Source organism: Bacillus sp. IT-79MI2, from assembly GCF_949768135.1.
GTDB lineage: Bacteria > Bacillota > Bacilli > Bacillales > Bacillaceae_G > Bacillus_A > Bacillus_A pseudomycoides.
Window position 1 is genome coordinate 25653 of sequence record NZ_CATKPV010000065.1, and the last position, 26852, is coordinate 52504.

The window sequence follows — 26852 nt, forward strand, 5'->3', positions numbered from 1 at the left end:
TCGTATGCTTTTTACATTCCCCTCCAAACATCATGCATCATAAAGAAATACACTACAACGAGAAGAATCGTTCCACATAAAGTAATCCGACGATATATACTACTCTCCCCTTCCCTTGCTTTCACAAAAGCCCAAATAAATCCAACAAATAATACTAAATCAATATATGGGATATAAAAGGAAAACACGAGTAACGTATATAAATAAACGATGAACAAACACGTCGTTACTAAAAATATTTTAAAAGCAAATTCACCATTCATAGTGTAACCGCCCCCCAATCTGTACTGTATTATATTCACCAAAGTACGATAGTTGCGATTACGGTGTTTAATAACAAATAAGCTATCGCCTATTTACGATAGCTTTACTGTATATTATATTTCCTCTTATATATATTACTTAAAATGGAATAAGGCACTTGCTCATAACGAATTTTCCCGCCTGTTTCATCCATAATATACAAATTATTACCTATATAATAACTTCCATTTTTCCCTCGAGAATAAACAGCATATCGTTCATTCGGCAATACTGTTTTTACTTTCGTAAATTGACCATTTGGTTCTTGCCAATATATATTCATACGATCCACAAGTGTTAACATTCCAATTTGCTCTTCTTCTACTATACGTCCATTCCAACTTGTAACACGATATCCAAGCTTATGCGCTGCATATTCTGGAGATGTATAAAACTGAGAAATAATTACTTTTGTCCGTAACGATACTCGGTCATATAGCCATTGTATATCTCGATCATGCATGCGAATGCAACCGTTTGATTCTCTTCTTCCAATCGTCCCTTCTCGATTTGTACCATGAATTGCATATTCTTTTTCATTTAAACCGATCCATCTTGTTCCAAGTGGATTATTCGGTGCACCACCCGGAATATTTTTACGGTGATATTCTTTATTTTTATATTTATTAATGATACAAAATGTGCCTTCAGGGGTTGGTGTGTTACGCTTTCCAGTTGTAACAGGAAACGTCCTTACATATTTTCCATTTTCAAAAAAAGATAATTGATTTGTAGTAAGGTTAATAAGTATTAAATGATCTGCACTAGCAAAAGTGCTGATTGGTAGACAGAAAAAGAATATCACCATCAAACATATCTTCTTCATTCATATCCCCCCAGTACCATCATCTACGATGGTACCATTAGCTTTTACTATGCACTCAATTCTTATGAACAAAAACACAAAGATTCTTCAGATTTAACTTATCCATTCACAATTACACCACCATTTACGTGAATGATTTGTCCGGAAACATATGTGGAATCGCCTGAAGCTAAATATACATAAGCAGGCGCTAATTCATACGGCTGCCCTGGTCTTTTCATCGGTACATTACTTCCAAATTCCGATACCTTCTTCTTATCAAAACTCGCTGGAATAAGCGGTGTCCAAATCGGGCCTGGCGCAACACCATTTACACGAATTCCTTTTTGAACTAGTGATTTTGCAAGTGAACGTGTAAAAGCAACAATCGCTCCTTTTGTTGCAGAATAATCAATGAGTTGCTCGTTTCCTTCATACGCAACGATCGAAGCTGTATTTATGATTGTATCTCCCTGCTTTAAATGCGCGAGCGCAGCTTTTGTAACGTGAAAATAAGAAAAAATGTTAATGCGAAATGTTTTTTCAAGTTGCTGCGCTGTAATGTATTCTAAACTTTGCTGCGGGTATTGCTGCGCAACATTATTCACAAGAACATTTAAACCACCTAGCTTTGAAACTGCTTCCTTTACGATGTGCTGACAATGTTGTTCACTACTTAAATCACCTGGGAGTAATATGCATTTCACACCTTGCTTTTCCACAAGTCTTTTCGTCTCGTTCGCATCTTCAAGTTCATCTAAATACGCAATCGCAATATTGGCTCCCTCTTTTGCGAACGCAATTGATACCGCTCTTCCAATTCCACTATCCCCTCCTGTAATAAGCACATTTTTCCCTTTTAATTTTTCACTACCGCGATAATTAGGATCTTCGTACTCTGGGAGAGGATTCATCATCGATTCAATCCCCGGTTGTCTATTTTGATGTTGTGGTGGTAACGTTAAAAACTTTTTTTGCTCAGGCATACACATTTCAGCTCCTTCTCATTTCTCTTTCTTATGATGTACACATTTATAAAAAGTACTTATACATTAAAAGCCGAAACGTAGGAGCTGTTCTGTGATTAATATTCGAAATTAAGACATAAAATAGAAATTGTTATAAACTTTTTTGTACGAAACTCTTGCAATAGAACCAAAAAACGAATATTATATATAACTGTTGTGGCAATCATTCGTAAACAGAAAGGATGTTTATATGTTTAACCTTTCAAAACATAAAACTTCTATTAAAACTGAAATTATGGCAGGTATTATTACCTTCTTAACAATGGCATATATCATTGTCGTAAACCCTATCATCCTTGGGGATGCAGGTGTTCCATTTGAACAAGCATTTACAGCGACAATTATTGCCGCTGTTGTTGGAACATTATTTATGGCAATCTTTACAAATTTACCAATTGCAATCGCGCCGGGTATGGGACTTAACGCTTATTTCTCTTACTCTGTTGTAAAAGCGCATGAAGGAATGACCTTCGCAATTGCATTCTCTGCTGTATTTGTAGCAGGTATGATTTTAATTTTGTTATCATTTACATCTTTCCGTACAAAATTAATGGAAGCAATTCCTGAAAACTTAAAACATGCAATTACTGCTGGTATTGGCTTATTTATTGCTTTTATCGGTTTACGTCTGACGGGCATTGTAACAAAACATCCGTCTAACTTAGTTGGGCTTGGAGATCTTCATTCGCCTCCTGTACTACTAGCGTTAGCTGGACTTGGAATTACTCTGATTCTTATGTCCTTAAATGTAAACGGCGCATTATTCATCGGAATGCTCTTAACAGGAATTATCGCTTATTTCACAGGTCAATTAACATTTCCAAACGGTATTACATCAATGCCTGGATTACCAGAAGGAATTATTGTTTCAAATCCAATTACTGCTGTTTCTGATGTGATTCATTACGGATTATACGGCGTTGTATTCTCACTCTTCCTTGTTACACTATTCGATACAACAGGTACACTACTTGGTGTTGCTCAGCAAGGTGGATTTATAAAAGATGGTAAACTTCCAAAATCGGGACGAGCTCTTCTATCTGATTCTTTCTCAGCAACAATCGGGGCTATGTTCGGAACAACACCATCAACAGCATATATTGAATCATCTGCGGGTGTTGCAGCTGGTGGACGTACTGGTTTAACAACAGTTACAGTAGCTGCATTGTTTGCCGTTGCTGCATTCTTTGGTCCTCTAGTAGGTGCTGTTTCTGGTGTTTCAGCAATTACATCTCCATCATTAATTATTGTTGGTAGCTTAATGATGGGCGCTGTACGTCACATTGATTGGGATACATTCGACGAAGCATTCCCAGCATTCTTAGTAATCTTAAGCATGCCGCTTACATCAAGCATCGCAACAGGTATTGCACTTGGATTCATTTCGTATCCACTTATGAAAATGGCAAAAGGACAATTCCGTGCTGTGCATCCACTTGTATATGTATTTGGTATTTTGTTTGCTTATCAATTAGTTTTCTTACCGCACTAATAAAAAAGCCTTGGCTCACAAATTCTGTGAACCAAGGCTTTTTCTAATATTCCTTATTCATTTGCAATTCTTTACTATATTTTTGAATCAAAAATGAAGAAATAAACATCACCATTCCTGCGCTAAAACCAATTAGTTGATCTAATAAAAGTTCATCATGAATCAGAAAGCGTAATAGAAATACTCCACCAAAAATAAACATTGCCGTATATCCCATACGTCTAAGTCCCTTATATACATTTTCCATATGTATCATTCCTCTATACACTTTTACCCAAATTATACCACAATTAGCCCTGAATAGATTTTATATTCAGTCTATTACAAGAACAAAAACCCCTGAAAGAGGTTTTTCCATCCATTACCTTTGTAAAAACACCTGTAAATCCGCAAATTGTCTTGCTGCATCTTTATAGCCTTGTTCATATAAATTTTGCAGCTTTTGTGAATCTTTTTCCATTCGATCCACTTGAAGTGGTACTTCTGGACGAATGACAAATAGATTTCCGGCTAACTCTTCTTTTTCAATATAATGAAGTGTCTCATTGTATACTTCATAACGAGAAAGCATCGTATTGACAAGATTAGGATATTTTTTATAAGCTTTTGCTGCAATCCATCCAAATTTTGATTTTTTCTTCGCATATCCATGGTTTCTCGTTAAAATAACAATCGATTTCTCATAACCATCTTGCTGTGCTTTACGAACTGGGATTGGATCCGAAATTCCGCCATCCAATAATTGTTTACCACGATAATTTACAACTGGTGCGATAAATGGCAATGAGCTAGAAGCTTGTAATAAAGTCAATGCATCTTCATTTGTTCCTTCTTTTTCAAAATACATTGGTTCACCGGTTTCACAATCTGTCGTTCCTACTAGAAAACGCTCTGCACTATTAAAGTATGTGTCAAAATCAAATGGCACGTGCTGTTCTGGAATTTCACGAAAAATAAAGTCCATATCAAATAACTGACGTTTTTTCCATAAATTTTTGTAAGATAAATACCTCGGATGTGTTGCATAATCAATATTTACTGTTTTATTTCGATTTCTTTGTCTTGAAATATATGAAGCCGCATGACATGCTCCTGCTGAAACACCAATAATATAGGGAAAATATAAATCTTGCTCCATAAAGTATTCTAGTATTCCACCCGTATATACACCGCGCATACCGCCGCCTTCTAATACTAAACCCGTATTTTCAAGCATTGTTTTCTCTCCTCTTTATATACATAGACTCTTTAATTATTCATCTTGTTAAATATCTCTTTCTATTATATAAGAGTCTTCACAAAAACCATATTCAGAAGGCTTGGTGCGAACGAAAAATTATTCTTCTACTTCTCTAAATGGGATCCTACATCCTTTACAAACCTTTGAATCAATGATAATTCCTCTTCTGTATACTGATTTAAAAGTAACAACCACTTCTCTTCAGCTTGTTGATGCAATTTCTCATGCGCCATGTAAATTTCATTTCCGTTGTCTGTTAAACGAAAAAATATTTCCTTTTGATTATCTAACATTCTCATCTTTTCAACAAATTGTTTATTAAACAATTTTGTACAAATTTTAGAAATTGCTCCCTTTGTCATTCCCATCTCTTCAGTAATAGCTGTTACATTCATTAACCCTTTTTTTCCTATGCATTGGATCACATGTAATTCTGATAAAGACATGCCACTTACCCCTGTCTCACGAAGAAAACGCTCATCATTTCCTTTCATATGCTCTTCTTGTTTATGAAAAAGTGTACGAATATCCGAAAGTATTTCTATTTGCCTTACTGTACGGTCCAAGTCGAATCCCCTCCATGATACTTCATAAGTTTCCACAGAAACAATTTAATTATATACCATTTCAAAATAAAAATTAAATTCATTTTTATCTTTACAAGTAAGAAAATAATGTTAAAATTATTTTAGTTTCCTAGGAAACTAAAATAAGGAGGTTTTCTGATGAATCACTCATCATCTTCATCAAAATTAAAATCTATTTTGTATATCGTTTGTATTAGCGCTCTATTAGGTTCCTTCGCTCAAAACATTTACACGCCCCTCTTACCAATGATTCAAGATTCCTTTCACACCTCTCTTTATCTTGTGAATTTAACTGTCTCTATTTTTACTTTTGTTCTTGCAATTATGCAGCTTGTTTACGGACCATTGATTGATGCAAAAGGACGAAAATATATTCTCATTCCTAGCCTAATTATTAGTACGATCGGTTCAATCGGTTGTGCTTTTACAACAGACATCTATTTATTCCTTTTCTTTAGAGCTGTTCAAGCGTTAGGAATAGCCGCTATACCTATAGTTGCTGCTACTATTATCGGTGATTTATTCGAAGGAAAAGAACGCGGAAAAGCAATGAGTCTCTATCAAATGTTACTTGCTCTTGCCCCAGCGATAGGCCCTCTCATGGGTGGCTATCTCGGAAACATAAACGGGCACGTATCTATTTTTCTCTTTTTATCTACAATTGGTGTAATCTTATTAATTACAAATATTTCATTGCTTCCAGAAACAAAGCCAGACGTACTCAAAAAAGACAAAACTACAAATAATTATTGGCGTATTTTAAGAAATAAGACTGGATCTTCTATTGCAATCATTGGCTTTATGCAGTTTTGTATCTATTTTTGTTTCCTCGTTTTTTTACCTAGCATATTAACAAATGTATTTCATCTAAACACAGGTGAAATTGGGCTTATGTTTGTACCAATGTCTCTATGCATTATGCTAGGAAGTTATTGCTACAAATTTTTGCAAACATTACTCACAACAAAACAAGCTTTACTTATCACTAGCTTTTTCAATATCATATGCGTAATTTTATTCTCTTTCACATATCATATCAGCATCCCAATCTTAATTATTATTACATCCGTATACGGTTTCAGTATCGGATTATCCATGCCAACTCATATAACTTTATTAACAGAAGAGTTTGTAGGAGAACGAGCAACTGCCATTGGTATCTACAACTTTATCCGTTATATCGGAATGGGTACAGGACCCATCGTAGGTAGTTTTCTACTCTTTAATCAAAATTACTTTTGAATTTTCTTTACGGGATCGATAGTTTTCCTAATTGTGACCTTATATGCGATGAAAAAACTACCTCGTAACCATATAAGAAAAGCAGAGATTCAAAAAGCTGAATAATCTGTATGTAACATACAAACAAAAAGAGAATGCCCGAAAACAGCTATTTTACTGCATTTGGACATTCTCTTTTTTATACTCTCTGATCTGCCACAATATGAATATCAATATGCTTCGTCTGCCTCATAATTTCATTTACAATGGATCCTTTTCGAATTTCTTCCCATCTTGTTCTTGCTGATTGACCAAGTAAAATTTGGGTGACCTGTAATCGTTTTGCCACTTCAATAATGACATCAGCTGGCTTTCTTCCTTTCGCTTCTTCCAATACGAAAGTAGCATGAAATTGATTGGTTAACGATTGCCACTCCTCAATTGTTTGCCTTTTGCTTGCCGATATTAATTCTATATTTTCTCTTTCAACATTTAATACATACAATTCAGCGTTTAATCGATCTGCCATACGCCAACCACGCCGTATTAATTTCTCTGCTGTTGAACTATATTGCACACAAACGAGAATTTTTTCTTTTACACCTATTGGTTCTGTCACTGACTGACTAATCTTCTCGTCCATATCGTCGGCAACTTCACGAAGTGATAACTCTCGTAAAGCTCCTAAATTATTAACCGTAAAAAAATTTTGTAAGCTTTGCTGAATTTTTCCTTCTTTATATATCTTTCCATCTGTCAATCGTTTCCTCAAAACTTCAGGGGTTACATCAACAAGTTGAATTTCATTTGCTTTTTGTAAAATAAAATCAGGAATACGCTCTCGTACTTTTACATTCGTGATTTGTTCCACAATATCATGAACGCTTTCTAAGTGTTGAATATTAAACGCTGATAATACTGATATCCCAGCGTCCAATAATTCTTCTACATCCATATAACGTTTTTTATGTTTTAATCCAGGTATATTACTATGTGCCAATTCATCCACAACAACTACTTGCGGTGCTCGCTTTATAATCCCCTCTACATCGAGCTCATAAAATACTTTTCCTTTATAGTTTATTTCTTTTAACGGTATTCTTTCTAAATCAGCAATTGCTTCTTCTGTTTCTTTTCTTCCATGCGTTTCAATTAAACCTATTACAATATCAATATTCTCTTTTTTCATTTCTTGCGCATCAAACAACATTTTATAACTTTTCCCTACTCCTGGAGCAGCACCTACATACAGCTTTAATTTCCCGCGATTTTGCTGGCGTATATATTCTAAATATTCTTCCGGCGTTCGTCTTTGAAACGTCGGTTTATAATCATCTGCATACATTACGCGCACAACCTTTCCTAGTAAACAACGCTACCTCAATCGATTGGATTGAGGTAGCAACAATACTATTTCATTATTTTCTGTAATTCCAGATTTAATTTCAAAACGTTCACACGATCCTCTCCAAATAATCCTAGTGCAGCACCTTCTGTTTGAGACTTAATCATTTGATTTATTTTTTCTTTCGGAATATTCGTTAATTTCGAGATGCGATCAACTTGTACGTAAGCTGCCTTTGGACTAATATCAGGATCTAATCCAGAACCTGAATTCGTCACTAAATCCATCGGTACTTCCGTAACTGAAACAGTCGGATTTTTATCCTTCCAATTTGCTACACTTTCTTCTACACGTTTTACTAAATCAGGATTAGATGGTGCATAGTTATTTGATCCTGACGCTTCTGCTTTATATTCTATACTAGAGACGCGTCCATGAAAATAACGTGGGTCTGTAAAGTTTTGACCGATTAACTTTGAGCCAATCACTTCATTTTTTTCATTATATATAAGACTTCCATCCGCATTATCCTTCATCACTGCTTGCGCAATTCCAGTTACAAGCAGCGGGTATAAAAGCCCACAAAGAACAAGAAATGTAAAGGTAACACGAATGACCGGTGAAAGTATATTTTGTTTTTTAGCCATTTTCTTTTCCCCTCTTCCTTATATGAACAATCCTACAATTAGATCAATTACCTTAATCCCAATGAAAGGAACAATGACTCCTCCAAGTCCGTAAATTAATAAGTTGCGACCAAGCAATGCATTGGAACTCATCGGTTTATACGCAATCCCCTTCATTGCTAATGGAATGAGTAATGGAATGATAATGGCATTAAATATTAATGCTGATAAAATAGCTGAAAGTGGCGAAGTTAATTTCATTATGTTCAGTGCTTCCATTTGCGGAATTGCTAATGTAAACATCGCTGGAATAATCGCAAAGTATTTTGCTATATCATTCGCGATACTGAACGTTGTTAATGCACCACGCGTCATTAGCAGCTGTTTACCAATACCTACAACCTCAATAATTTTTGTTGGATTGGAATCTAGATCAATCATATTAGCCGCTTCTTTCGCAGCTGTTGTTCCACTATTCATCGCTAATCCAACATCCGCTTGCGCTAACGCTGGTGCGTCATTCGTACCATCGCCAGTCATTGCCACAAGTTTTCCTTTATCTTGTTCTGTTTTAATAACTGCAATTTTATCTTCTGGCTTACATTCTGCAACAAATTCATCTACACCTGCTTCTTTCGCAATTGTTGCTGCTGTTAATGGGTTATCACCTGTACACATGACCGTTTTGATTCCCATTTGGCGAAGTTGTTCAAAACGTTCGCGCATACCAGGTTTTACAGTATCCTTTAAATAGATTAAGCCATAAATACGATCATCCACTGCAACTACAAGTGGTGTCCCACCTTCTTTTGAAATTAAATCTGCCTTTTGATTCACATCTTTTGGAATCGTACCACCTTGCGCTTGTACCCACTCAATAACAGCACCAACTGCACCTTTTCTTACTTTTGTACCATCCAGTAAGTCTACACCACTCATTCTTGTTTCTGCTTTAAACGGAACAAACTCTCCTTGCTCAGCAAGCTCACTGCTATATGATAAAGCTTTTGATTTTACATATTCAATTACAGAACGACCTTCTGGTGTTTCATCTAAAACTGATCCTAATGCAGCCCATTTTGCTAATTGTTCAATTGTTTCGTTTCCTACAGGAAGTAATGTATGTGCCATCCGGTTTCCAAAAGTAATAGTACCCGTTTTATCTAAAATAATTGTATTAATATCCCCCGCAGCCTCTACAGCTTTACCTGACATTGCTAATACATTAAATTTCGTAACACGGTCCATTCCGGCAATCCCAATCGCGGATAATAATCCTCCAATTGTTGTTGGAATTAAACAAACAAGAAGTGCAACAAGTACGGCTGTATCAATCTTAAACCCTAAATAATTTGTGAAAATTGGTAGTGTTACAACTACAATTAAGAAAATAAGAGTTAAACTTGTCAGTACTGTATTCAAAGCTATCTCATTCGGTGTTTTTTGACGAGCAGCCCCTTCTACTAAAGAGATCATTTTATCTATAAACGACTCACCAGGATTACTTGTAATCGAAATTGTAATCTCATCACTAACAACCATTGTACCGCCTGTTACTGAACAAAAGTCTCCACCAGCTTCTTTAATAACAGGAGCGGATTCCCCCGTAATAGCAGATTCATCAACTGATGCTAAACCTTTAATAACCTCGCCATCACTTGGGATCATTTCTCCTTGTTTTACAATTACAACGTCACCTTTTCTCAGTTCAGTCGCTGATACTTGAACGATTTCCCCATTTTCTTTTACGACGCTTGCAAATACATCTTTCTTCGATTGTTTCAAAGAATCTGCTTGCGCTTTCCCACGCCCTTCAGCTAATGCTTCTGCAAAATTCGCAAATAAAACTGTAAATAATAGAATGAGAGAAACTGTTATATTAAACCAACCTGGTATACTATTAGATTCATTGGGAAGGAATGATAAAATCAAAGTAATAATAAATCCAATTTCTACTACGAACATAATTGGATTTTTCACCATTACTTTTGGATTCAGTTTTGCAACTGATTGTTTCATCGCATGTGTAACAATATCACGATCCATCGTTTTCGCTTGTCTAACCTCATCTTCTACAACATGTACCCGTGATTGATTCGCTTGTTTTTCTTTTACCACTACAGGTCTCATCATTTACCCTCCATTACTTCAATGTAAGAAATTCTGTAATTGGGCCTAATACTAACATTGGGAAGAATGTTAACGCACCGACAATTACAATTGTCCCAATGAAAATTCCACCAAATAAACTATTATCTGTTCGAAATGTTCCGACTGTTTCTGGTACTACCGTCTTCTCTTTCAATGAAGCTGCAACAGCTAACATCGTAATTAAACTGAAATAACGTCCTAAAAACATAACTAAACCAGTTGTAATATTCCAAAATGGTGTATTATCTCCTAATCCTTCAAATCCAGATCCATTGTTGGCAGCAGAAGATGTATACTCATATACAACTTGCGTTAAACCATGAAAACCTGAATGAGAAATCGCATCCGTCCCTAAATGAGTTGAAAGGGCCAATGCTGAAAATCCTAAAATAAGCAATGGATGAAATAATATTGTTACCGCAATTAATTTCATTTCTTTTCCTTCAATTTTCTTACCTAAAAATTCTGGTGTCCGTCCAACCATCAATCCAGATATAAAGACTGCAATAATTGCGTACATAATGATATTGACAAAACCTGCTCCAACACCACCAAACACTGTATTTAACATCATGTTTACAAGTGGTACCAATCCACCAATTGGTGTTAACGTATCATGCATTGTATCAACTGCACCTGTTTCGGCTGCTGTTGTTACTGTCGCATACAGTGAAGAAAAGACTGTTCCAAATCGTACTTCTTTTCCTTCTGTACTGCCTTGCACATGTTCCATACCCATTTGATTTAATACTGGATTCCCATGTAATTCAGATGAAACAATCGTTACAAATCCAATTAAAAATACCATAAATAGGGAAACGAAAAGGATACGTCCTTGTTTCTTATTGCCAACCATTCGTCCATACGTAAACGGTAAAGCTGTTGGCAGTAACATCATGAGCATCATTTGTAAGATGTTAGTGATTTGTCCTGGATTCTCAAATGGATGTGTGGAGTTTGCTCCGAAGAATCCGCCACCATTGTTACCAAGTTCCTTAATTGAAACAAATGAAGCTACAGGACCACGCAAAATACTTTGTTTCACACCTTCAATTGTTTGTGCTGTAACTGCTCCGTCTAAAGTTTGCGGTACACCAAGCGCAACAAAAATCAGTGCTGCAACAAATGCAATGGGAAGAAAGACCCTTGTTAAACCTCGAGTAAAATCAACGAAAAAGTTCCCCAGTTCCTTGCCTGCTAATCCTCTTATAAAAGCCATAACAAGTGCTAATGTCGTTGCCGGTGCAGCAAACATTAAAAATGTGATCCCAATTAATTGTGATAAATAAGATAATCCGTTTTCGCCGCTATAATGCTGTAAGTTTGTATCCGCCATAAAGCTGATTGCTGTATTAAAAGCAAGCGTTGGCTCCATCCCTTCAATATGAGCTGGATTTAATGGAAGCACGCCTTGTAAGCGAAAGATGAAGTATACAACAACGATCATGAAACCATTGAGTGCAACTAATGATAGTGCATACTGTTTCCAAGTTTGATTGTACGACTTAACACCCGCAATTTTGAAAATAAGCTTTTCAAAAGGGCCAAATACTTTATCTAATTTTCTACTACCTTGAAAAGCTTTCTCTAAATAAATCCCCGTTGGCTTTGCAACAAGAATAAACAATAACATTGTGATGACAACTGCAACCCAAATCATAATGAATGATTCCCCCTAATTAAAACTTTTCTGGATTTAATAACGCATAAACTAAATACACAGTAATCGCTGCAACAATAACCGATAAGGCAATCATCATGATTGCTTCCCTTCTTTCACAACTTTATCTGACCAGCTCGCTAGCCCTATCATAGATGCTACCAATACAACACAGATTCCGATCATCACAACATCAAGCATTATAATCCCTCACTTTAAAATGTTAAATTTTACCATCTATCCATCAAAAAAAGAACACTGAGGCTCTACTCAGTGTTCAAAAATGAACAACACAAAAGTAAACCTCCTCTCCAAACGCTTACGAGGTTAGCTGTCGGATTCGGGCCTAAAGAGTAGCCCTACTTTCGTAATGAAAGATTCACCCCAAGTGACAATGCACAAAATTGGTTCCCCCGCTCCATTTCTGGACTCAGCGATATCAGGTTGTTTTTGGAAATATTTATGAACAATTTATGAATGTAAATATACTCCTCTATATTTAACTTGTAAAGAGTAAAATTACCTAAAATAAGAAAATATTTCCTCATTAAAACGCTTACATTGGTTAAGATTAATATTTTATCATCTGTTTCCTTGTCTTTTCTTTCTTTTTCATTGAAATCAACTTTTAATATAAAATAAAAAAGAGCGAATTATGTTAAGTACTTCTTTTAGCACTTAACACTCGCTCTCTTCCTCATACTAATTTTATCCCGCTATTTGCGGACAGTAGGCCCCCCCCACAGAAACGAAGAAGTTTCACTTTATTCTCTACGCAAAAATGAACGTAAATTTCTCCCGCGAACAAAGACTTGTGTCAGCTCCACATGCATTTTTTCATACTCAATGATATCCGTTTCTAAATATAAACTATCTTCTGACGGCAATATCATATACGGCTTTGGAAACATAGAATCCATTGCTAATTCTTGAACTCGCTCTACTGATACTGCCCAACGATTCGCTATATCCTCGCGTAATAATACCTTCATCATCACTTCCCCCGCCCTATCCAAAAAATAAAAAAGAAATGTTATCACAATTTGTAAACACTACAAATGTAGCTCCAATTGTTTGATAGAGCCTTACTGGATATCTTTTATTTCTTGTGACAACTGTAATAGGTGCTTGAAAAGAAAATCGAATACGTTCGGTAAAAAAGCTAACTGTTGGAAGCTCATCTCCTAGCAGGATTACTTTTTTAATCCTCTTGCAAATATTAGTTACATTCTGCTCACCATTGCAACAATAAGTTGATTCAAATCCACACGCTCGCACTTCAGCCGCTACATGTTCAGTTGCGGTAAAAATAATCATATCTTGTTGAAAAGGCACTAATTCTCGTAAACTGTTTACTTTTTCCTCTTCCCCTACACAAATGAGCGTTACCTCTTTTTCCCCATCCATGTACATCATCCTCCTTAGCATAAAAGAATTCAAATATAGATTGATATTCTCCTATACTAATCAGACCGATGAAGTGATGTATCCATCCATGCACCATCCTCTCTCAAGACGCTTACGAAGTTAGCTGTCGGATTCGGACTTTGAGAGTAGCCCTACTTTCATCATGAAAGATTCACCCCTAGTGACCATGCACAATTTGGTTCCTCCGCTCCAAATGAATCGGACTCAGCGTTACAAAAACAGATTCTGGCTGATATAATACTCCTAAATATGGAAAAAGTAAACAATAAAAAAAGCCAGTTATAAAACTGACTTCCCCATCAAGACTTGAATATTTACGCACGAGTTTCTTGACGTTTACCCCGCATTAACAGGCAGTAAGATCCCCATCCCAAAATGCAGCGAAAGCAAAAACTACTAGGTGGGGAATCAACTTCCTGTAAAAGCCCGATTGGTTCAACTAATAATCAATGGGGGATGAAACTCCCCACTGATTAAAGTTTCACTTTATATGCAAAATGATTCGTTGGGCCATGACCACTTCCAATATTCAATTGCTGTTCAATTGCTATGCTAATAAACTTTTTCGCTTCTCGAACCGCTTCTTCGATTGGATACCCATTTGCAAGTCCTGCCGTTACAGCAGACGCAAATGTACAACCGCTACCATGCGTTTGTTTGGAGTCTATTCGTTCACTTTTATACTCAATAAATTGTTCACCATCAAATAAGAAATCAATAACTTCATTTCCTTGATAAGCGGCATGTCCACCTTTCATAAGAACGTACTTAGCTCCTAATCTATGCAATTCCTTCGCAGCTTCTTTACTATCTTGGATGTTATGAATCTCCATCCCTGTTAATACTTCTGCTTCCGGTACATTCGGAGTCACAACTGTTGCAATTGGCAATAAATGTTCTTTCAATGCTTGCACTGCTTCTTGCTGTAATAACGATGCACCACCTTTTGCAATCATAACAGGATCTAGTACAATATTATTCCAGCCAAACTTTTTAATATTTTCTGCAACGACCTTAATAATTTCACTACTAAATAGCATGCCGAGCTTAACAGCATCTGGTATTAAATCAGCACCAATTGAATTTAATTGCTCCTGAATCCCTTCAAGGGTAACAGGATATACTCCTTGCACACCAAGTGTGTTTTGAGCCGTAATAGCTGTAATAGCTGTCATTCCATATACACCAAGCTCTTGAAATGTTTTTAAATCTGCTTGAATACCTGCACCACCGCCGCTATCTGATCCAGCAATTGTTAAAGCTTTATTCACTTTCATCTCACTCATCCTTTTCTATCCAAAATAGCGATGATAAATCGTTTTTGCTTCTACTATATCTTTTGTTCCATGCACAAGTACGCGTCCATCTTGAAAGGCAACTAGTCGCTTCCCTTCAACTGAAAATGATAATAAATAGGGATTTACCATTAAATCTGCTACGCGATCGCGCAGCAGCTCTTTATATCGTTTAAAATCTAATTGTTCTTTATAAGGAGGTCTGATTTGAACTGTATTTCTTCCGCATAAAACTGCAGTTTTCGATGTATTCTCTTTACTTAAATATGGGTAGAGTGCTTCCCCACCACATGATGGACAATTCGGCTTTCGAAGCTTTTGCACATTCATACATGAATATTCGTTTTTCCATACATCAAACGACACAAGTCCATCACGAAGTGCTTCATAATCCTCTACTAAAATTTTAATCGTTTCCGTTACTTGATGAGAAACAACGAGAGATACAGCAGGTGAAATAATACCTGCTGTATCACATGTTGCTCCGCCAAGCGGAATAGATTGTAATAAACAAGATAAACATGGCGTTTTTCCTGGTAAAATCGTATAAGAAAGGCCGTAACTTTCTATACACGCCCCATAAACCCATGGAATTGAATTTTTTTGTGATATATCATTAACGATAAAACGTGTTTCAAAATTATCAGTCGCATCAATCATTACATCGACATTTGTAACAAGCTGTTCTAATTCCTCTGCTGTCACATCTTGAACATATGCTTCTACAATTACATTGCTATTAATCGCTTGCAAACGTCTTTGTGCTGCTACAGCCTTCGGAAGATTACTTTCTACATCCTCCTCACAATATAGCTGCTGACGTTGTAAATTGCTCCAATCAATATAATCGCGATCCACAATCGTCACATGGCCGACGCCTGCTCTTACAAGCATCTCTGCATTCGCGCTACCAAGTGCCCCAGCACCAATGATTAACACATGCTTTCCGCCTATTTTTTGCTGCCCTTTTTCACCAATTGGAGAAAATAACTCTTGGCGAGAATATCGATTATTCAACTACGCTCATTCCTTCTAACGGGCTACTTGCTGTCGCGCAACGCTTACGTGCAATACGTCCTGCTTCAAATCCTAAACGTCCTGCATGAATACCTAATTTCATTGCTTCTGCCATTTTAATAGGATCCTTCGCTCCAGATACAGCTGTATTTAATAGCACACCATCCGCTCCTAATTCCATCGCAAATGCTGCATCAGCTGGACTACCAACACCTGCATCCACAATTACCGGTACTTTTGCTTGTTCAATAATAAAGCTTAAGTTTAATGGATTTACAATTCCAAGTCCTGAGCCAATTGGTGATGCACCAGGCATAATCGCATGAACACCAAGTTCCTGTAATTTACGTGCTAATACAACATCATCAGATGTATAAGGAAGAACAATAAATCCTTCTTCTAACAACATTTCAGAGGCTTTTAAAGTCTCCACTGGATCAGGTAATAACGTTCTGTCATCACCAATAACCTCTACTTTTACCATGTCACAAAGCCCTGAAGCTTTTGCTAATTTCGCAATACGAACTGCTTCTTCAGCATTTTTTGCCCCTGCTGTGTTTGGGAGTAATGTATATTTTTTCACATCAATTTTTTCTAATAAATTGGGTTGGTCTGCATCAAATATATCCATACGACGTACTGCAAATGTTAAAATTTCTGCCTCTGATACTTCAATTGCTTTTCTTTGTACATCAAAATCAGAAAATTTCCCTGTTCCTAATAAAAGTCTAGAATGAAATGTAAATGGTCCAATGTTTAACATAATCAACCGCCTCCTACGAAAGTTACAATCTCAATTTGGTCTCCATCAAAAACAGATGTATCTCGATGGTCTTCTTTTTGCAAAATATCTTGGTTACATTCCACCACAACAATTTTTGTATCCAATCCTAAATGTGTAAGCAATTCTGCTACTGTCTTAACACTCCCAGGTACCTCTACTTTCTTACCATTAATTTTCAAATTCAAACTTCCATCCCCTTTCTATATAAACCTTTCTTGTTAGGTGGGAGAGAGCATCCGAACATGCATAGAAGCGGTCAGATCCTTTTCCTGCCCCATGCCAAGTAAAAACAAAGAAAAAAAAACGAGTGTAGTTCAGCCTTTATTCTTTGTCACATTGACTTACATGTTAAAAAATCAAAATACATTTATATAAAGTGAAACCTTAATCAACATGTGTTCTTTTTATCCTCCATCAATCAGGCGCTTACTGCCAGTTCATGCAGGATAAGTTGATTTAGAAACCAATGAATCTAGCAAATAATTCCCTTGCTTTCCTTCTATTAAATTTGCCATATATTGACCAGAAACGGGACTTAATAAAATACCGTTTCTGTAATGACCGGTACAAGCATATAATCCTTTTATTTCCTCATGTGCCCCCATATAAGGAACCTCGTGATTAGATTGCGGGCGTAATCCCGCCCACGTACTTTCCCATTCAGCTTCTTTCAAAGCTGGCAAGATTGTATAAGCACGTTCTAATATCGAAGTAATACTTTCTGGTTGTACAGACTTATTAAACGTATGAGGCTTCATCGTTGCTCCAATTACATAGCGTCCACCACGTTTTGGCGCGATATAAAACCGCTCTTGGAAAATAGGAGATTGCAGCAATGGTTTACGGCTCTTTACGGCAACAACTTCTCCTTTTACAGGATATGTACCCCACTCACTATGAAAATGATGAAGTAGTTTTGTACTCCACGAACCACCAGCAATTACTACCTTTTCACATGTAATCATACCTTCATTCGTAACAATTCCTACTACTCGGTTGTTTTCTATTTTGATATCAAATACTTCTGTTTGTTCATATATATCAGCACCAGAAATGGCCGCAGAGTGTGCAAATGCCTTTGTAAGTTCCGGTGCAATAACATGACCATCTTTTGGATAATATACAGCCCCAATGATCGATGAAGAGAGGAATGGCTCTTTTTTATAAAGCTCATCTCCTGTCAGAAAATATGATTCTTCACCTGTTTTCTGTTGCCAGTCCATAATATCTAGTATTCTTGTCTTCTCATCTTCATTTTGAGCTATACGATATATGCCTTTCTCTTCATATCCAATATCAATACCCGTTTTTTCACGTAAAGCTACTGCAAGTTGTGGAAATATTGTACGGCTTTCTCTAGCAAGCTCAAATAGTGGATCGTACGCATCCCACTCCGCCTGTACACCAAGTAAACCTGCCGCTGCTTTAGAAGCTTCAGACGCAATCCTTTGTTTCTCAACAATTGCAACTTGGTATCCTCTTTCCGCTAGAAAATGTGCAACTGAACTCCCAATCACACCGCCGCCAATAATGGCTACATCATACTTCTTACTCATGATTTTTCGCCCACTTTCTTATTTTCTCCTTGTACAACCTTGCCTGCTCATACGGATTACTATCACTTGCAATCCCAGACATAACAGCAATACCACTCACGCCAGCTCTAAGAACCTCTCCTATATTTTTAGGTGTTATCCCTCCAATAGCTGTAATCGGTATCGTTAACCGCCTTGCTATATCTGAAATCTCTTCCAACCCTCTTGCCGGAACATCTTTCTTACAACTCGTTGGAAATACATGACCATAAACAAGTGAATCTGCTCCATTTTTGAACGCTACTATCGCTTCTTCTAAAGAATGCACAGAATAACCAACATGCAAATAAGAAAACTTTTCCTTTACAGACCTGACATCAGCACTTCGATATCCCAATTGTACGCGAGGAATATTTAATAGAATTGCAATATCGATTCGATCATTAATCACAAGCTTAGATGCCGGAAAGCCTCCTTTTAGGAGACCTTCCACACCTTCATATAACTCTTTCGTACTTTTCTCTCGCTCACGAATATGCAAATAATCAATCTCACTCTCAATTTGCATCGCTACATTCGCTAACTCTTCGAATGCCATCTGGCCATTTGAGATAACGTGGAGCTCATCTTTCATATTCACTCGCCTACTTTAAAATGTTTTCGAATAATTCATTGGCAGGAACAATCTCTTTTGTCATGCCTTTTTCTTTCAACCATTTATTTTGTTTTTCCCATGACTCTTTCGTATCTGATAAAAATGGCTCATCTTTCGTTTCCATTTTCTCTAACAAAATTTTCATACTTTCTTTTTCAACTTCTGGAACAAGTGGGAAATTTTCCTTTTCTTGATGATTTAATAAAATATCCAGTGCTTCGTCCGGATTCTTTTTCATAAATTCATATCCTTTTTTCGCACCTCGTAAAAAGGCTTGCAACGCTTCTTTATCTTTTTTCAACGTTTTATCACCTGTTACAAAAACAAGTTCATGATAATTTGGTACACCATAGTCAGCTGGGTTGAAGTACGCTGGTTCATGGCCTTCATGACGCATAACAGGAACTTCATGGTTAATATAAGCACCTGTGACAGCATCTACTTTTTTCGTAATTAACGCTGGTACTAAATCAAATCCAACATCTACTACTTTTACAGTATCCGGATTGCCACCAGCTTCTTTTACCATCGTTTTTAAATACGCTTCACTTAAAGGTGTTCCAGAATAACCAACTGTCTTTCCTTCTAAATCTTTTGGTGAATTGATTCCCGCTGATTTTAATGATACGACGTGATTTAATGGTGAACGGACCACAGCTCCGATTGATTTCACTGGAATTTGTTCATTTGCTTTTGCGATGACAACATCTGGCTGATAATATAAACCAACTGTTACTTTCCCCGCTGCTGCTAACGTTAATGGATCGGTTGGATTAGAAGGGAATTTAATATTTACTTTCACGCCTTCTTCTTTAAAATATCCTTTTTCAATCGCCGCATAGATAAAACTATGGACTGCATTTGGATACCAGTCGAGCATAACAGTTACTTCTTTTTCATCCTTTTTCTTTTCTGATGATGAATTGCTGGAACACCCTGCAATCATTGCAACTAATAATGTAAACACAAAGATGCGTTTGAATAATTTCATGAATGTTTCCTCCAACTAATGAATTTCTTTTCTAATATAGAAACAACTAAAACAAATAAAATAGCTAGTAATGATAGAAGCACAATCGGTGCAAACACACCAGCTCCGTCTAACTGTGTCATCATTCGTTTACTAAAGTATCCTAAACCAGCTTGCGCACCAAGCCACTCACCAATTGCTGCTCCAATGACACTAAGCGGAACAGCAATTTTTAAAGCAGAGAAAAAGTACGGAAGTGCAGATGGCAACTTTAACTTTAGAAAAATATCTTTTTTCGTTGCGCCATATGTCACTAAAAGCTCCTCCCATTCCTTTTTCGTGCTGCGCAATCCATCATACGTATTTACCGCAATAGGGAAAAAGGTAATCAAAACTGTCACAACGACTTTGCTCCAAATTGAATAGCCAAACCATAAAACAAATAATGGTGCTAAAGCAGTAATTGGAATCGTTTGTGAAGCAACTAGTAACGGATAAAAAGCTCTTGCTACCCATTTACTCGCATTCATAGACATCGCCAGTCCAACACCAAGTACAATAGAAATAACTACGCCGATTAAGACTACATATAAGGTTGCTGGCAAATGAACTGTAAGTAATATGTCACGCAGTGCCCACATTTTAGCTAGAATTGCAGTAGGAGATGGCAAAATATACATCTCATCTACAATTCTAGCCCCCACTTCCCAAGCTATGAGTAGTATGCTACTTAAAATCAGTGCAGGTAGTAACTCTGTCACACGTTTCATACGAGCACCTGCCTTTGCAGCATACCGAGTAACTCATCTTTTAGCCCTAGTATCTCAGGCCTATGCAAATCTTTTCTTGAGCGCTCCGTTCCAAGTGGTACAACACGCTCCGTTAAAGTTGTTATAGGCTGCTCTGTCACTATTAAAATCCGATTAGAAAGAAAAAGTGCTTCTTCTACATCGTGTGTAATAAATAAAATGGTTTTTTGCCACTGTTTCCATTGCTCAAACAACCATTCTTGCAACGTTGCTTTCGTTAATGCATCTAATGCGCTAAACGGCTCATCTAACAATAAAATGTCCCCGCCTGTTAATAAAGTTCGAATAAAGGACACTCGCTGCCGCATACCACCTGATAAATCTTTCGGATATTTGTTCTCGTATCCTTGTAAACCAAATTGTTCTAACAGCTCTTTTGCCTTTACATGTGCTTCTTTTTTCTTTATCCCCTGGCACTCTAACGGCAATGCCGCATTTTCAATAATCGTTCTCCACGGCAGGAGCATATCTTTTTGTGGCATATACCCTACAGGATGACTCGAGGTTTCTGTAAGTTGAATCGTTCCAGCCGCTACATCTTCTAATCCTGTAATTAAACGAAATAATGTACTTTTGCCACAGCCACTCGGTCCAATGATGCTAACAAACTCTTTTTCTTGTACCGAAGCATCCAGACCCTTTATAATTGGCTTTTCATCATAATGAAAGGAAATATTATGAAACTGTAGTATGCTCTTGCTCCTCAAAACCCCACATCTCCTTACGATACGCCATATCCCAGAATAAATACTCAAAGCGGCTGGAATATAAGAAAATCTCTTCTAATTTGTCTAACTCTTGTTCAGACTTTCCTTCAGCTAGTTCATTTAATAAATCCATTAACCACGTGCAAAGATTCCCGTACTCTCCTGAGCTATATCCTTGAATCCACTCCCCAAAAAATTCATGATCTCTCGCTCCTGGAATATCATTTAAACGTTTTCCAATCTCCCAGTAGCTCCACATACATGGAAGCAGAGCCGCAATTAACTCTGCAAGCGTACCATTTTGAGATACTGACATCATATAGTTTGTATACGCTAAATTTTTAGCAGATGGTTTTGCCTCTTCCATCTCTTGTACAGAAATACCAAGGCGTTTTGCATACTGTTTATGGATCGTCATTTCTCCATTTAAAATGCCGTCTATTTGTTCTGCAAATTTTGCCATAACTTGCGGATTAGTCGCTTTCACAACTCCAATTGCATAAACCTTCGCATAATCTAGTAAATATAAATAATCTTGTATGATGTAATATTGGAATTTATCTTTTTCTAATGTACCGTCCCCCATCCCAGTTACAAATGGGTGATTATGACTTTTCTCCCAAACCAGCTGCACAGTCTCAAATAACCTCTCACAAAATCTCATTTATATTTCCCCTTCTTTCATATCTGTTTATCTAAATAAAAAAACCACTTCTCTATATAAGAAGTGGCTACAGCAAATAAAAATACATTTATTCGTTGTTCCACTTCCCTTCGCTAGTATTACCTAGATCAGGTCTGTAAGGGTTAAGGATTATTCCTCTCTCAGCACATAAAGCACCCCTAGTGGTTTTCACTATAAAATTGTCAAATAAAAAAGCCCTGTTTCTTTACGCAAAGAAACAGGGACTGATTGTTAATGTCCGAATCGCTTCCCTACGCTAGCATAATCTAGATCAGGTAATAAAAGGATCAAAGACTCTCGGCCTTACTCTCAGCTGGCAACACCAGCTCTCCTAGCATAATATGAAATTACCATAGTCAGTATAACACTGTCATGGGTCATCAGCAACTGTTTTAACTTATTCCAATCCTATTTACGAGCCATGAATCCAATACAAAGTAAGAATTCTTTCCATCAAAGTTCTACTTATATAAAATATGAAAAATAAATATATATATCCATTTTGATTTTCCAACATATAAGTCGCGGCTATGAAGAATAAAAGGTGACCTCTATTCATTTTTTCTTTTTGCTTAACTTGGTACGGGGTAGGAAAAGGATCTAACCGCTTCTATGCATGGCCGGATGCTCTCTCCCGCCTAAAAAGAAAGCTTTTCTGTCAGTTTTTCAATTCAGATTTATATATCTATTCAGAAAATATCAATTATCTTTAATCCATATTATAATGATTATTAATCTGTTATTCTTGTAATATATTTCGATTCCATTAAAAAATTGTTATTTTTCTCATTTCATATTACAGTTATGTGAATAATGCACAAAATATTATATCTTTATACTATAATAGGGAATGTATTAACACATCTATGGGGGGCTAATATTAGATGAAACAGAAAGCTACAGCTTTAACGGCAACTACTGTCGCAGTCGCATCTCTACTTCCATCCATAACTCAAGTAGATACACGTACTGTAGCAGCTCTAGAATTGCCTACACAAAACACTCAATATATAAAACCGAATCTAAAAATATTATATTCGAATAATAAAATAAAAGCAAGGAATAATGCTAGCTCCGTAAAAAATACAAATATTTCTACATCTACTAAACGGAAAAACAGTTATATTGTAACTGTTGATGATCAAGTTCAGACTGGGGAATTGTTAGGACATATAGGAAATACAGGCCATTCATTTGGGCAGCACCACCATTTTGAATTACATAATGGTGAATGGAATTTTGAAAAAACAAACGCGGTAAATCCACTGCAGTATTTAGTTCGGTAATATTATATGCCACGTAATATTCCCTTAATAATTGAGTATTTTGCTTTTCTCGGTTTAATTTGTTGTTTAGTAATTTACAATACTAACATTGTTTTTTTGAGTATTGTTATCTTATTTGTTACTATCGAATCTTTGATGGAAGCATTCAAGATCCGACTAAAGAAACACATTTCTCATATATATACTGCATTTGTTATTATCGGCGGTTTAATAACAAATATTATTTATAGTGGTTTTCACCTGGCTGCTATATTCCCTGTATTTTTTATAGGGGTACTACTCATTATTTCCCAATATATTTACATTCCTGATCACCGTAAGAAACAACAAGAAGCTTAGAATGGACGTATGTCTACTTCTCATTTACGACTAAATAAAAAAAGAGTCTCACTTTGAAGTGTGAGACTCTTTTTTTATTTATTCATTATATAGAGTGAACAAGGGAAAGCACAAAACTTTTCTTTATCCACACGCATATCGTTCATAAATAAAACTTAAATTATATTTCTTCTCTAAGCCCACTCGTTGTTCCTCATCACACCAGTAAAATAAAATATCATGAATCGTTGCATAACGCTTATTCTTTAGAAATTGTTTAATAAATGACGGTAAACAATCATGTAATTGTATAAATATATAATTCCGCAAAAGTTCTTCCTTATGTTCAATTCCTTTACAAACATACATCAACTCTTCACAATAATATGCATGTTGCGGAACTTGAATCATTTCAAAAAATGGTACATATGATAATAGTTTTCCAATGAAATGCTCATATCGAGTCATAAATTCAAACGACATGTGCTCCATCATTTCTTTCATTACATAAAGATAATCATCCACATGCGTGGTTTTTAACGGATTAAGACGATCAGAAATTTGAGCAATTACAGCCCTTTGACATGCAACAACAGAACGACTCGGTCCATAATATGTTAAAAAATCCGTACACTTACGATATTTTTTTAATAAGTCATATATGTATAAGTCATAAACGTATGTATTGCAGTATATTGCTAAATTCATCATCTCTTGATCTAATTCTTCTTTAGACAATAGTTTTGCCTGTTTGCAAATATAAAAGAATGTAAGTTCCATTACTTCCTTATGAGATAATAGCTTCTCACATTTTTCAATACACTCTGTATTAAATTTAATTCTTTCCCATATCATTACATCATCATTTTCTAATTTACCAATTCGATATTTTACAATTAAGTAGTTCCAAGCCACAACTTGAGTTAAAATATCCCACGTTTCATATTCCATAGATGTATGTACAAATTCATCTAATCTTTGGTTCACCATAAATGTATACGCTTCCTTATACCAACCGATTTTCTGGCATAAACGAACAATACGAATTAAAGTTGGTATTTCATCCTTATGGAACTGTGGCAAGTCCTGCACCTTATTCATTCCATATAAAATAAACGGAGCCAAGTTTTCTTGTTTATAAAATTCTTTTTCTTTCCAGGCTAAAATTGTCCGTTCTTTTCCTTCGCCTTTTGGATGATTTGGTACAAGTAAAGAAAATAAATCCGCAAAATTATTGGGTTCTACATAAACATCTGTAACCAAATTCCAATTTGGATTACTTTGTACATCCCTCATATCATTTCCCCTCCATTTCTATTTATATATAAAATCTTTGATAGATTAGTAGATAAACATAACATTATAAATATTAATATATTCAAAATAAATTATAAAACTTATATTTATTATTATATCATTTTTTAACATAACAAAAATTAGCAATAGGAATTTTTAACCAAAAATTCAAATGAAATTAACATATATCATTCTTCATATATACTTAGTTAAGCATCTTTACACCTTATATACATCTATGCCTAACATTTTGGATACGTTTTAATAACAATATAATTTTGCTTACAGTATTAATAAAGTGAAACTTCCATCAGTAGGCATTTTCTTCATCCACCACTGATGGAAAGTCCTCACCAATCGGGCTTTTACAGGCAGTTATCCCCCACCTATCTTCCTTGCTTCTCTCTAAACCTTGAGGTGGGGGGTCTTACTGCCCGTTAATGCGGAATAAAACGTATCCAATCTTACCTATTCTCTAGCATCTAAATACACTGTATTTTCTACCCTAAAAATAATCTGCATCTACTCGTTATTCTGTATGCTCGGAAATCTCACTTAAAGCAAATCCAGCTTGATCATCAGCTTTCTCTGCTATTGCTAAATCACCTAGCGCTAACATCCCAACAAGCTCGCCATTCTCAACTACAGGTAGTCTTCTGATTTGATGCTGCGCCATTAACTCTGTAGCATTTTCGATAGGGTCATCAGGAGATACGGAAACAATTTCTGTTGTCATGACATTTGTAATTTTATTAGACCCAGGGTGTTTCTCAGCAATTCCACGAACAACTAAATCACGATCTGTGACAAGACCAACCACTTGATTGTTCTCTACAATTGGAATCATCCCAATGGCCTCTTCTTTCATTTTCACAGCAGCTTCATATACATTATCTAGCGGTGTACATTGCACAATATCGGTACTCATAAATTCTCTAACTATTGTCATGTAGCTCTATTCCCTCCTTTTTATACATACTATAGTTTTTCCAAAATCCCTCTATTTATTTCATAATAAATAGAGGGATTTTGGATTGACGATATCGTATATTAGAAAAGAACGTAGCTTCACATTATATTTTTCACAAGAAAAAAAGAGCCAGCAAATTGCTGACTCTTTTGTATGACCCGTACGGGATTCGAACCCGTGTTACCGCCGTGAAAGGGCGGTGTCTTAACCACTTGACCAACGGGCCATGGCTCCGCAGGTAGGACTCGAACCTACGACCGATCGGTTAACAGCCGATAGCTCTACCACTGAGCTACTGCGGAATATGGTGGGCCTAAATGGACTCGAACCATCGACCTCACGCTTATCAGGCGTGCGCTCTAACCAGCTGAGCTATAGGCCCATATTTCTTACAGGGGCAGTAGGAATCGAACCCACACCGGAGGTTTTGGAGACCTCTGTTCTACCTTTAAACTATGCCCCTAAGTGGTGCCGGCTAGAGGACTTGAACCCCCAACCTACTGATTACAAGTCAGTTGCTCTACCAATTGAGCTAAGCCGGCTTGTCAAAAAAAAAAAGATGGCTCGGGACGGAATCGAACCGCCGACACGAGGATTTTCAGTCCTCTGCTCTACCGACTGAGCTACCGAGCCTTTATG

General features: G+C 36.4%; 29 protein-coding genes, 6 tRNA genes, 1 pseudogene and 4 riboswitches. Of the genes and pseudogenes, 4 read left to right on the forward strand and 32 right to left on the reverse strand.

The genetic code is table 11. The features are described from left to right. Positions 1-11: 11 nt before the first annotated feature. The 3 genes from ACM6HU_RS17005 to ACM6HU_RS17015 all read right to left on the reverse strand — a co-directional run bounded on the left by ACM6HU_RS17005 (position 12) and on the right by ACM6HU_RS17015 (position 2094). Positions 12-263 (reverse strand): hypothetical protein, encoded by a 252-nt coding sequence (locus tag ACM6HU_RS17005; protein WP_414848334.1) that lies wholly within the window; start codon positions 261-263, stop codon positions 12-14. A gap of 104 nt (positions 264-367) precedes the next feature. Beyond that, on the reverse strand, positions 368-1129 hold the full coding sequence (locus ACM6HU_RS17010) for a L,D-transpeptidase (protein ID WP_016113194.1): 762 nt from the start codon (positions 1127-1129) through the stop codon (positions 368-370). Positions 1130-1227: 98 nt separating this feature from the next. Beyond that, complete coding sequence (locus ACM6HU_RS17015; RefSeq protein WP_414848335.1) at positions 1228-2094, reverse strand: SDR family oxidoreductase; 867 nt, start codon at positions 2092-2094, stop codon at positions 1228-1230. 232 nt (positions 2095-2326) lie between these two features. Between ACM6HU_RS17015 and ACM6HU_RS17020 the strand changes: the two genes are divergently transcribed. Continuing rightward, positions 2327-3628 (forward strand): NCS2 family permease, encoded by a 1302-nt coding sequence (locus ACM6HU_RS17020; RefSeq protein WP_016113192.1) that lies wholly within the window; start codon positions 2327-2329, stop codon positions 3626-3628. Positions 3629-3671: 43 nt separating this feature from the next. Here ACM6HU_RS17020 and ACM6HU_RS17025 read toward each other — a convergent pair whose 3' ends face one another. From ACM6HU_RS17025 to ACM6HU_RS17035, 3 genes are all read right to left on the reverse strand, one after another. After that, the gene (locus ACM6HU_RS17025; RefSeq protein WP_016113191.1) at positions 3672-3875 is read right to left on the reverse strand and encodes a hypothetical protein; all 204 of its coding nucleotides are present in this window, start codon (positions 3873-3875) and stop codon (positions 3672-3674) included. A 114-nt stretch (positions 3876-3989) separates the two neighbouring features. Then, on the reverse strand, positions 3990-4844 hold the full coding sequence (locus ACM6HU_RS17030) for a patatin-like phospholipase family protein (protein ID WP_414848336.1): 855 nt from the start codon (positions 4842-4844) through the stop codon (positions 3990-3992). Positions 4845-4972: 128 nt separating this feature from the next. After that, a complete protein-coding gene (locus ACM6HU_RS17035; RefSeq protein WP_016113189.1) occupies positions 4973-5434 on the reverse strand; it encodes a MarR family transcriptional regulator in 462 nt (153 codons plus the stop codon). Positions 5435-5593: 159 nt separating this feature from the next. Here ACM6HU_RS17035 and ACM6HU_RS17040 point away from each other — a divergent pair. After that, positions 5594-6802: pseudogene (locus ACM6HU_RS17040) on the forward strand (MFS transporter). A 73-nt stretch (positions 6803-6875) separates the two neighbouring features. On the opposite strand, the gene kdpDN reads toward ACM6HU_RS17040, so the two are convergent. The 18 genes from kdpDN to tenA all read right to left on the reverse strand — a co-directional run bounded on the left by kdpDN (position 6876) and on the right by tenA (position 22322). Then, positions 6876-8021 (reverse strand): KdpD-like non-kinase potassium sensor, encoded by a 1146-nt coding sequence (gene kdpDN / locus ACM6HU_RS17045; RefSeq protein WP_016113187.1) that lies wholly within the window; start codon positions 8019-8021, stop codon positions 6876-6878. A 65-nt stretch (positions 8022-8086) separates the two neighbouring features. Further along, a complete protein-coding gene (gene kdpC, locus ACM6HU_RS17050) occupies positions 8087-8668 on the reverse strand; it encodes a K(+)-transporting ATPase subunit C (RefSeq protein WP_016113186.1) in 582 nt (193 codons plus the stop codon). 18 nt (positions 8669-8686) lie between these two features. Then, positions 8687-10777 (reverse strand): potassium-transporting ATPase subunit KdpB, encoded by a 2091-nt coding sequence (gene kdpB / locus ACM6HU_RS17055; RefSeq protein ID WP_414848337.1) that lies wholly within the window; start codon positions 10775-10777, stop codon positions 8687-8689. A gap of 13 nt (positions 10778-10790) precedes the next feature. Beyond that, positions 10791-12458 carry a potassium-transporting ATPase subunit KdpA gene (gene kdpA / locus ACM6HU_RS17060; protein WP_414848338.1) on the reverse strand — a complete coding sequence of 556 codons (1668 nt, stop codon included), beginning with the start codon at positions 12456-12458 and terminating at the stop codon, positions 10791-10793. A gap of 19 nt (positions 12459-12477) precedes the next feature. Beyond that, positions 12478-12558 carry a K(+)-transporting ATPase subunit F gene (kdpF, locus tag ACM6HU_RS17065; protein WP_000972378.1) on the reverse strand — a complete coding sequence of 27 codons (81 nt, stop codon included), beginning with the start codon at positions 12556-12558 and terminating at the stop codon, positions 12478-12480. Further along, positions 12555-12659 (reverse strand): hypothetical protein, encoded by a 105-nt coding sequence (locus tag ACM6HU_RS17070; protein WP_016113183.1) that lies wholly within the window; start codon positions 12657-12659, stop codon positions 12555-12557. The genes kdpF and ACM6HU_RS17070 overlap by 4 nt, the downstream gene beginning before the upstream one ends. Positions 12660-12760: 101 nt before the next feature. Next, positions 12761-12904, reverse strand: a riboswitch (cyclic di-AMP (ydaO/yuaA leader). A 318-nt stretch (positions 12905-13222) separates the two neighbouring features. Then, positions 13223-13450 (reverse strand): hypothetical protein, encoded by a 228-nt coding sequence (locus tag ACM6HU_RS17075; protein WP_414848339.1) that lies wholly within the window; start codon positions 13448-13450, stop codon positions 13223-13225. Positions 13451-13466: 16 nt separating this feature from the next. After that, complete coding sequence (locus ACM6HU_RS17080) at positions 13467-13865, reverse strand: hypothetical protein (protein WP_414848340.1); 399 nt, start codon at positions 13863-13865, stop codon at positions 13467-13469. Between the two features lie 93 nt (positions 13866-13958). Then, a riboswitch (cyclic di-AMP (ydaO/yuaA leader) is annotated at positions 13959-14106 on the reverse strand. 253 nt (positions 14107-14359) lie between these two features. Next, positions 14360-15172, reverse strand: coding sequence for a bifunctional hydroxymethylpyrimidine kinase/phosphomethylpyrimidine kinase (gene thiD / locus ACM6HU_RS17085; RefSeq protein WP_414848341.1), 813 nt, complete (start codon positions 15170-15172; stop codon positions 14360-14362). 6 nt (positions 15173-15178) lie between these two features. Continuing rightward, the gene (locus ACM6HU_RS17090; protein WP_414848342.1) at positions 15179-16198 is read right to left on the reverse strand and encodes a thiazole biosynthesis adenylyltransferase ThiF; all 1020 of its coding nucleotides are present in this window, start codon (positions 16196-16198) and stop codon (positions 15179-15181) included. Then, positions 16191-16961: a thiazole synthase gene (gene thiG / locus ACM6HU_RS17095; RefSeq protein ID WP_003195314.1), complete on the reverse strand. Its 771-nt coding sequence runs from the start codon at positions 16959-16961 to the stop codon at positions 16191-16193. The genes ACM6HU_RS17090 and thiG overlap by 8 nt, the downstream gene beginning before the upstream one ends. Positions 16962-16963: 2 nt before the next feature. Then, on the reverse strand, positions 16964-17167 hold the full coding sequence (gene thiS / locus ACM6HU_RS17100) for a sulfur carrier protein ThiS (protein WP_016113177.1): 204 nt from the start codon (positions 17165-17167) through the stop codon (positions 16964-16966). 252 nt (positions 17168-17419) lie between these two features. Then, on the reverse strand, positions 17420-18538 hold the full coding sequence (gene thiO, locus ACM6HU_RS17105; protein ID WP_275857349.1) for a glycine oxidase ThiO: 1119 nt from the start codon (positions 18536-18538) through the stop codon (positions 17420-17422). Further along, complete coding sequence (tenI, locus tag ACM6HU_RS17110; protein WP_414848343.1) at positions 18531-19151, reverse strand: thiazole tautomerase TenI; 621 nt, start codon at positions 19149-19151, stop codon at positions 18531-18533. Before tenI ends, thiO begins: the two co-directional genes overlap by 8 nt. A gap of 10 nt (positions 19152-19161) precedes the next feature. Then, the gene (locus ACM6HU_RS17115) at positions 19162-20163 is read right to left on the reverse strand and encodes an ABC transporter substrate-binding protein (protein WP_414848344.1); all 1002 of its coding nucleotides are present in this window, start codon (positions 20161-20163) and stop codon (positions 19162-19164) included. Then, the gene (locus ACM6HU_RS17120) at positions 20160-20912 is read right to left on the reverse strand and encodes an ABC transporter permease (RefSeq protein WP_414848345.1); all 753 of its coding nucleotides are present in this window, start codon (positions 20910-20912) and stop codon (positions 20160-20162) included. Before ACM6HU_RS17120 ends, ACM6HU_RS17115 begins: the two co-directional genes overlap by 4 nt. After that, on the reverse strand, positions 20909-21658 hold the full coding sequence (locus tag ACM6HU_RS17125) for an ABC transporter ATP-binding protein (protein WP_414848346.1): 750 nt from the start codon (positions 21656-21658) through the stop codon (positions 20909-20911). The genes ACM6HU_RS17120 and ACM6HU_RS17125 overlap by 4 nt, the downstream gene beginning before the upstream one ends. Then, positions 21627-22322, reverse strand: coding sequence for a thiaminase II (tenA, locus tag ACM6HU_RS17130; protein WP_414848347.1), 696 nt, complete (start codon positions 22320-22322; stop codon positions 21627-21629). The genes ACM6HU_RS17125 and tenA overlap by 32 nt, the downstream gene beginning before the upstream one ends. A gap of 88 nt (positions 22323-22410) precedes the next feature. Next, positions 22411-22513, reverse strand: a riboswitch (TPP riboswitch). A gap of 61 nt (positions 22514-22574) precedes the next feature. Next, a riboswitch (TPP riboswitch) is annotated at positions 22575-22686 on the reverse strand. Positions 22687-23227: 541 nt separating this feature from the next. On the opposite strand from tenA, the gene ACM6HU_RS17135 reads away from it, so the two are divergent. Both ACM6HU_RS17135 and ACM6HU_RS17140 read left to right on the forward strand, forming a co-directional pair. Next, a complete protein-coding gene (locus ACM6HU_RS17135) occupies positions 23228-23629 on the forward strand; it encodes a M23 family metallopeptidase (RefSeq protein WP_414848348.1) in 402 nt (133 codons plus the stop codon). Positions 23630-23635: 6 nt separating this feature from the next. Continuing rightward, the gene (locus ACM6HU_RS17140; protein WP_088093960.1) at positions 23636-23968 is read left to right on the forward strand and encodes a hypothetical protein; all 333 of its coding nucleotides are present in this window, start codon (positions 23636-23638) and stop codon (positions 23966-23968) included. A 123-nt stretch (positions 23969-24091) separates the two neighbouring features. On the opposite strand, the gene ACM6HU_RS17145 is transcribed toward ACM6HU_RS17140, so the two are convergent. The 8 genes from ACM6HU_RS17145 to ACM6HU_RS17180 form a co-directional block, all read right to left on the reverse strand. Further along, on the reverse strand, positions 24092-25243 hold the full coding sequence (locus ACM6HU_RS17145) for a DUF3965 domain-containing protein (protein ID WP_016113168.1): 1152 nt from the start codon (positions 25241-25243) through the stop codon (positions 24092-24094). Positions 25244-25772: 529 nt separating this feature from the next. After that, complete coding sequence (locus tag ACM6HU_RS17150) at positions 25773-26192, reverse strand: CBS domain-containing protein (protein ID WP_016113167.1); 420 nt, start codon at positions 26190-26192, stop codon at positions 25773-25775. A 175-nt stretch (positions 26193-26367) separates the two neighbouring features. Continuing rightward, positions 26368-26439 (reverse strand) — tRNA-Glu (locus ACM6HU_RS17155). Between the two features lies 1 nt (position 26440). Continuing rightward, positions 26441-26515: transfer RNA gene (locus ACM6HU_RS17160), tRNA-Asn, on the reverse strand. A 3-nt stretch (positions 26516-26518) separates the two neighbouring features. Beyond that, a tRNA-Ile gene (locus ACM6HU_RS17165) sits at positions 26519-26595 on the reverse strand. Between the two features lie 10 nt (positions 26596-26605). After that, positions 26606-26676, reverse strand: a tRNA-Trp gene (locus ACM6HU_RS17170). Positions 26677-26679: 3 nt separating this feature from the next. Beyond that, positions 26680-26755: transfer RNA gene (locus ACM6HU_RS17175), tRNA-Thr, on the reverse strand. A gap of 18 nt (positions 26756-26773) precedes the next feature. Further along, positions 26774-26846: transfer RNA gene (locus tag ACM6HU_RS17180), tRNA-Phe, on the reverse strand. Positions 26847-26852: the final 6 nt, after the last annotated feature.

Excerpts from the sequence above, each read along its gene's own strand:
- ACM6HU_RS17005 (WP_414848334.1), bottom strand. The coding sequence starts at position 263 with ATGAATGGTGAATTTGCTTTTAAAATATTTTTAGTAACGACGTGTTTG.
- ACM6HU_RS17010 (WP_016113194.1), bottom strand. The coding sequence starts at position 1,129 with ATGAAGAAGATATGTTTGATGGTGATATTCTTTTTCTGTCTACCAATC.
- ACM6HU_RS17015 (WP_414848335.1), bottom strand. The coding sequence starts at position 2,094 with ATGCCTGAGCAAAAAAAGTTTTTAACGTTACCACCACAACATCAAAAT.
- ACM6HU_RS17020 (WP_016113192.1), top strand. The coding sequence starts at position 2,327 with ATGTTTAACCTTTCAAAACATAAAACTTCTATTAAAACTGAAATTATG.
- ACM6HU_RS17025 (WP_016113191.1), bottom strand. The coding sequence starts at position 3,875 with ATGGAAAATGTATATAAGGGACTTAGACGTATGGGATATACGGCAATG.
- ACM6HU_RS17030 (WP_414848336.1), bottom strand. The coding sequence starts at position 4,844 with ATGCTTGAAAATACGGGTTTAGTATTAGAAGGCGGCGGTATGCGCGGT.
- kdpDN (WP_016113187.1), bottom strand. The coding sequence starts at position 8,021 with ATGTATGCAGATGATTATAAACCGACGTTTCAAAGACGAACGCCGGAA.
- kdpC (WP_016113186.1), bottom strand. The coding sequence starts at position 8,668 with ATGGCTAAAAAACAAAATATACTTTCACCGGTCATTCGTGTTACCTTT.
- kdpB (WP_414848337.1), bottom strand. The coding sequence starts at position 10,777 with ATGAGACCTGTAGTGGTAAAAGAAAAACAAGCGAATCAATCACGGGTA.
- kdpA (WP_414848338.1), bottom strand. The coding sequence starts at position 12,458 with ATGATTTGGGTTGCAGTTGTCATCACAATGTTATTGTTTATTCTTGTT.
- kdpF (WP_000972378.1), bottom strand. The coding sequence starts at position 12,558 with ATGATGATTGCCTTATCGGTTATTGTTGCAGCGATTACTGTGTATTTA.
- ACM6HU_RS17070 (WP_016113183.1), bottom strand. The coding sequence starts at position 12,659 with ATGCTTGATGTTGTGATGATCGGAATCTGTGTTGTATTGGTAGCATCT.
- ACM6HU_RS17075 (WP_414848339.1), bottom strand. The coding sequence starts at position 13,450 with ATGAAGGTATTATTACGCGAGGATATAGCGAATCGTTGGGCAGTATCA.
- ACM6HU_RS17080 (WP_414848340.1), bottom strand. The coding sequence starts at position 13,865 with ATGGATGGGGAAAAAGAGGTAACGCTCATTTGTGTAGGGGAAGAGGAA.
- thiD (WP_414848341.1), bottom strand. The coding sequence starts at position 15,172 with ATGAGTGAGATGAAAGTGAATAAAGCTTTAACAATTGCTGGATCAGAT.
- thiG (WP_003195314.1), bottom strand. The coding sequence starts at position 16,961 with ATGTTAAACATTGGACCATTTACATTTCATTCTAGACTTTTATTAGGA.
- thiO (WP_275857349.1), bottom strand. The coding sequence starts at position 18,538 with ATGAGTAAGAAGTATGATGTAGCCATTATTGGCGGCGGTGTGATTGGG.
- tenI (WP_414848343.1), bottom strand. The coding sequence starts at position 19,151 with ATGAAAGATGAGCTCCACGTTATCTCAAATGGCCAGATGGCATTCGAA.
- ACM6HU_RS17115 (WP_414848344.1), bottom strand. The coding sequence starts at position 20,163 with ATGAAATTATTCAAACGCATCTTTGTGTTTACATTATTAGTTGCAATG.
- ACM6HU_RS17120 (WP_414848345.1), bottom strand. The coding sequence starts at position 20,912 with ATGAAACGTGTGACAGAGTTACTACCTGCACTGATTTTAAGTAGCATA.
- tenA (WP_414848347.1), bottom strand. The coding sequence starts at position 22,322 with ATGAGATTTTGTGAGAGGTTATTTGAGACTGTGCAGCTGGTTTGGGAG.
- ACM6HU_RS17135 (WP_414848348.1), top strand. The coding sequence starts at position 23,228 with ATGAAACAGAAAGCTACAGCTTTAACGGCAACTACTGTCGCAGTCGCA.
- ACM6HU_RS17140 (WP_088093960.1), top strand. The coding sequence starts at position 23,636 with ATGCCACGTAATATTCCCTTAATAATTGAGTATTTTGCTTTTCTCGGT.
- ACM6HU_RS17145 (WP_016113168.1), bottom strand. The coding sequence starts at position 25,243 with ATGAGGGATGTACAAAGTAATCCAAATTGGAATTTGGTTACAGATGTT.
- ACM6HU_RS17150 (WP_016113167.1), bottom strand. The coding sequence starts at position 26,192 with ATGACAATAGTTAGAGAATTTATGAGTACCGATATTGTGCAATGTACA.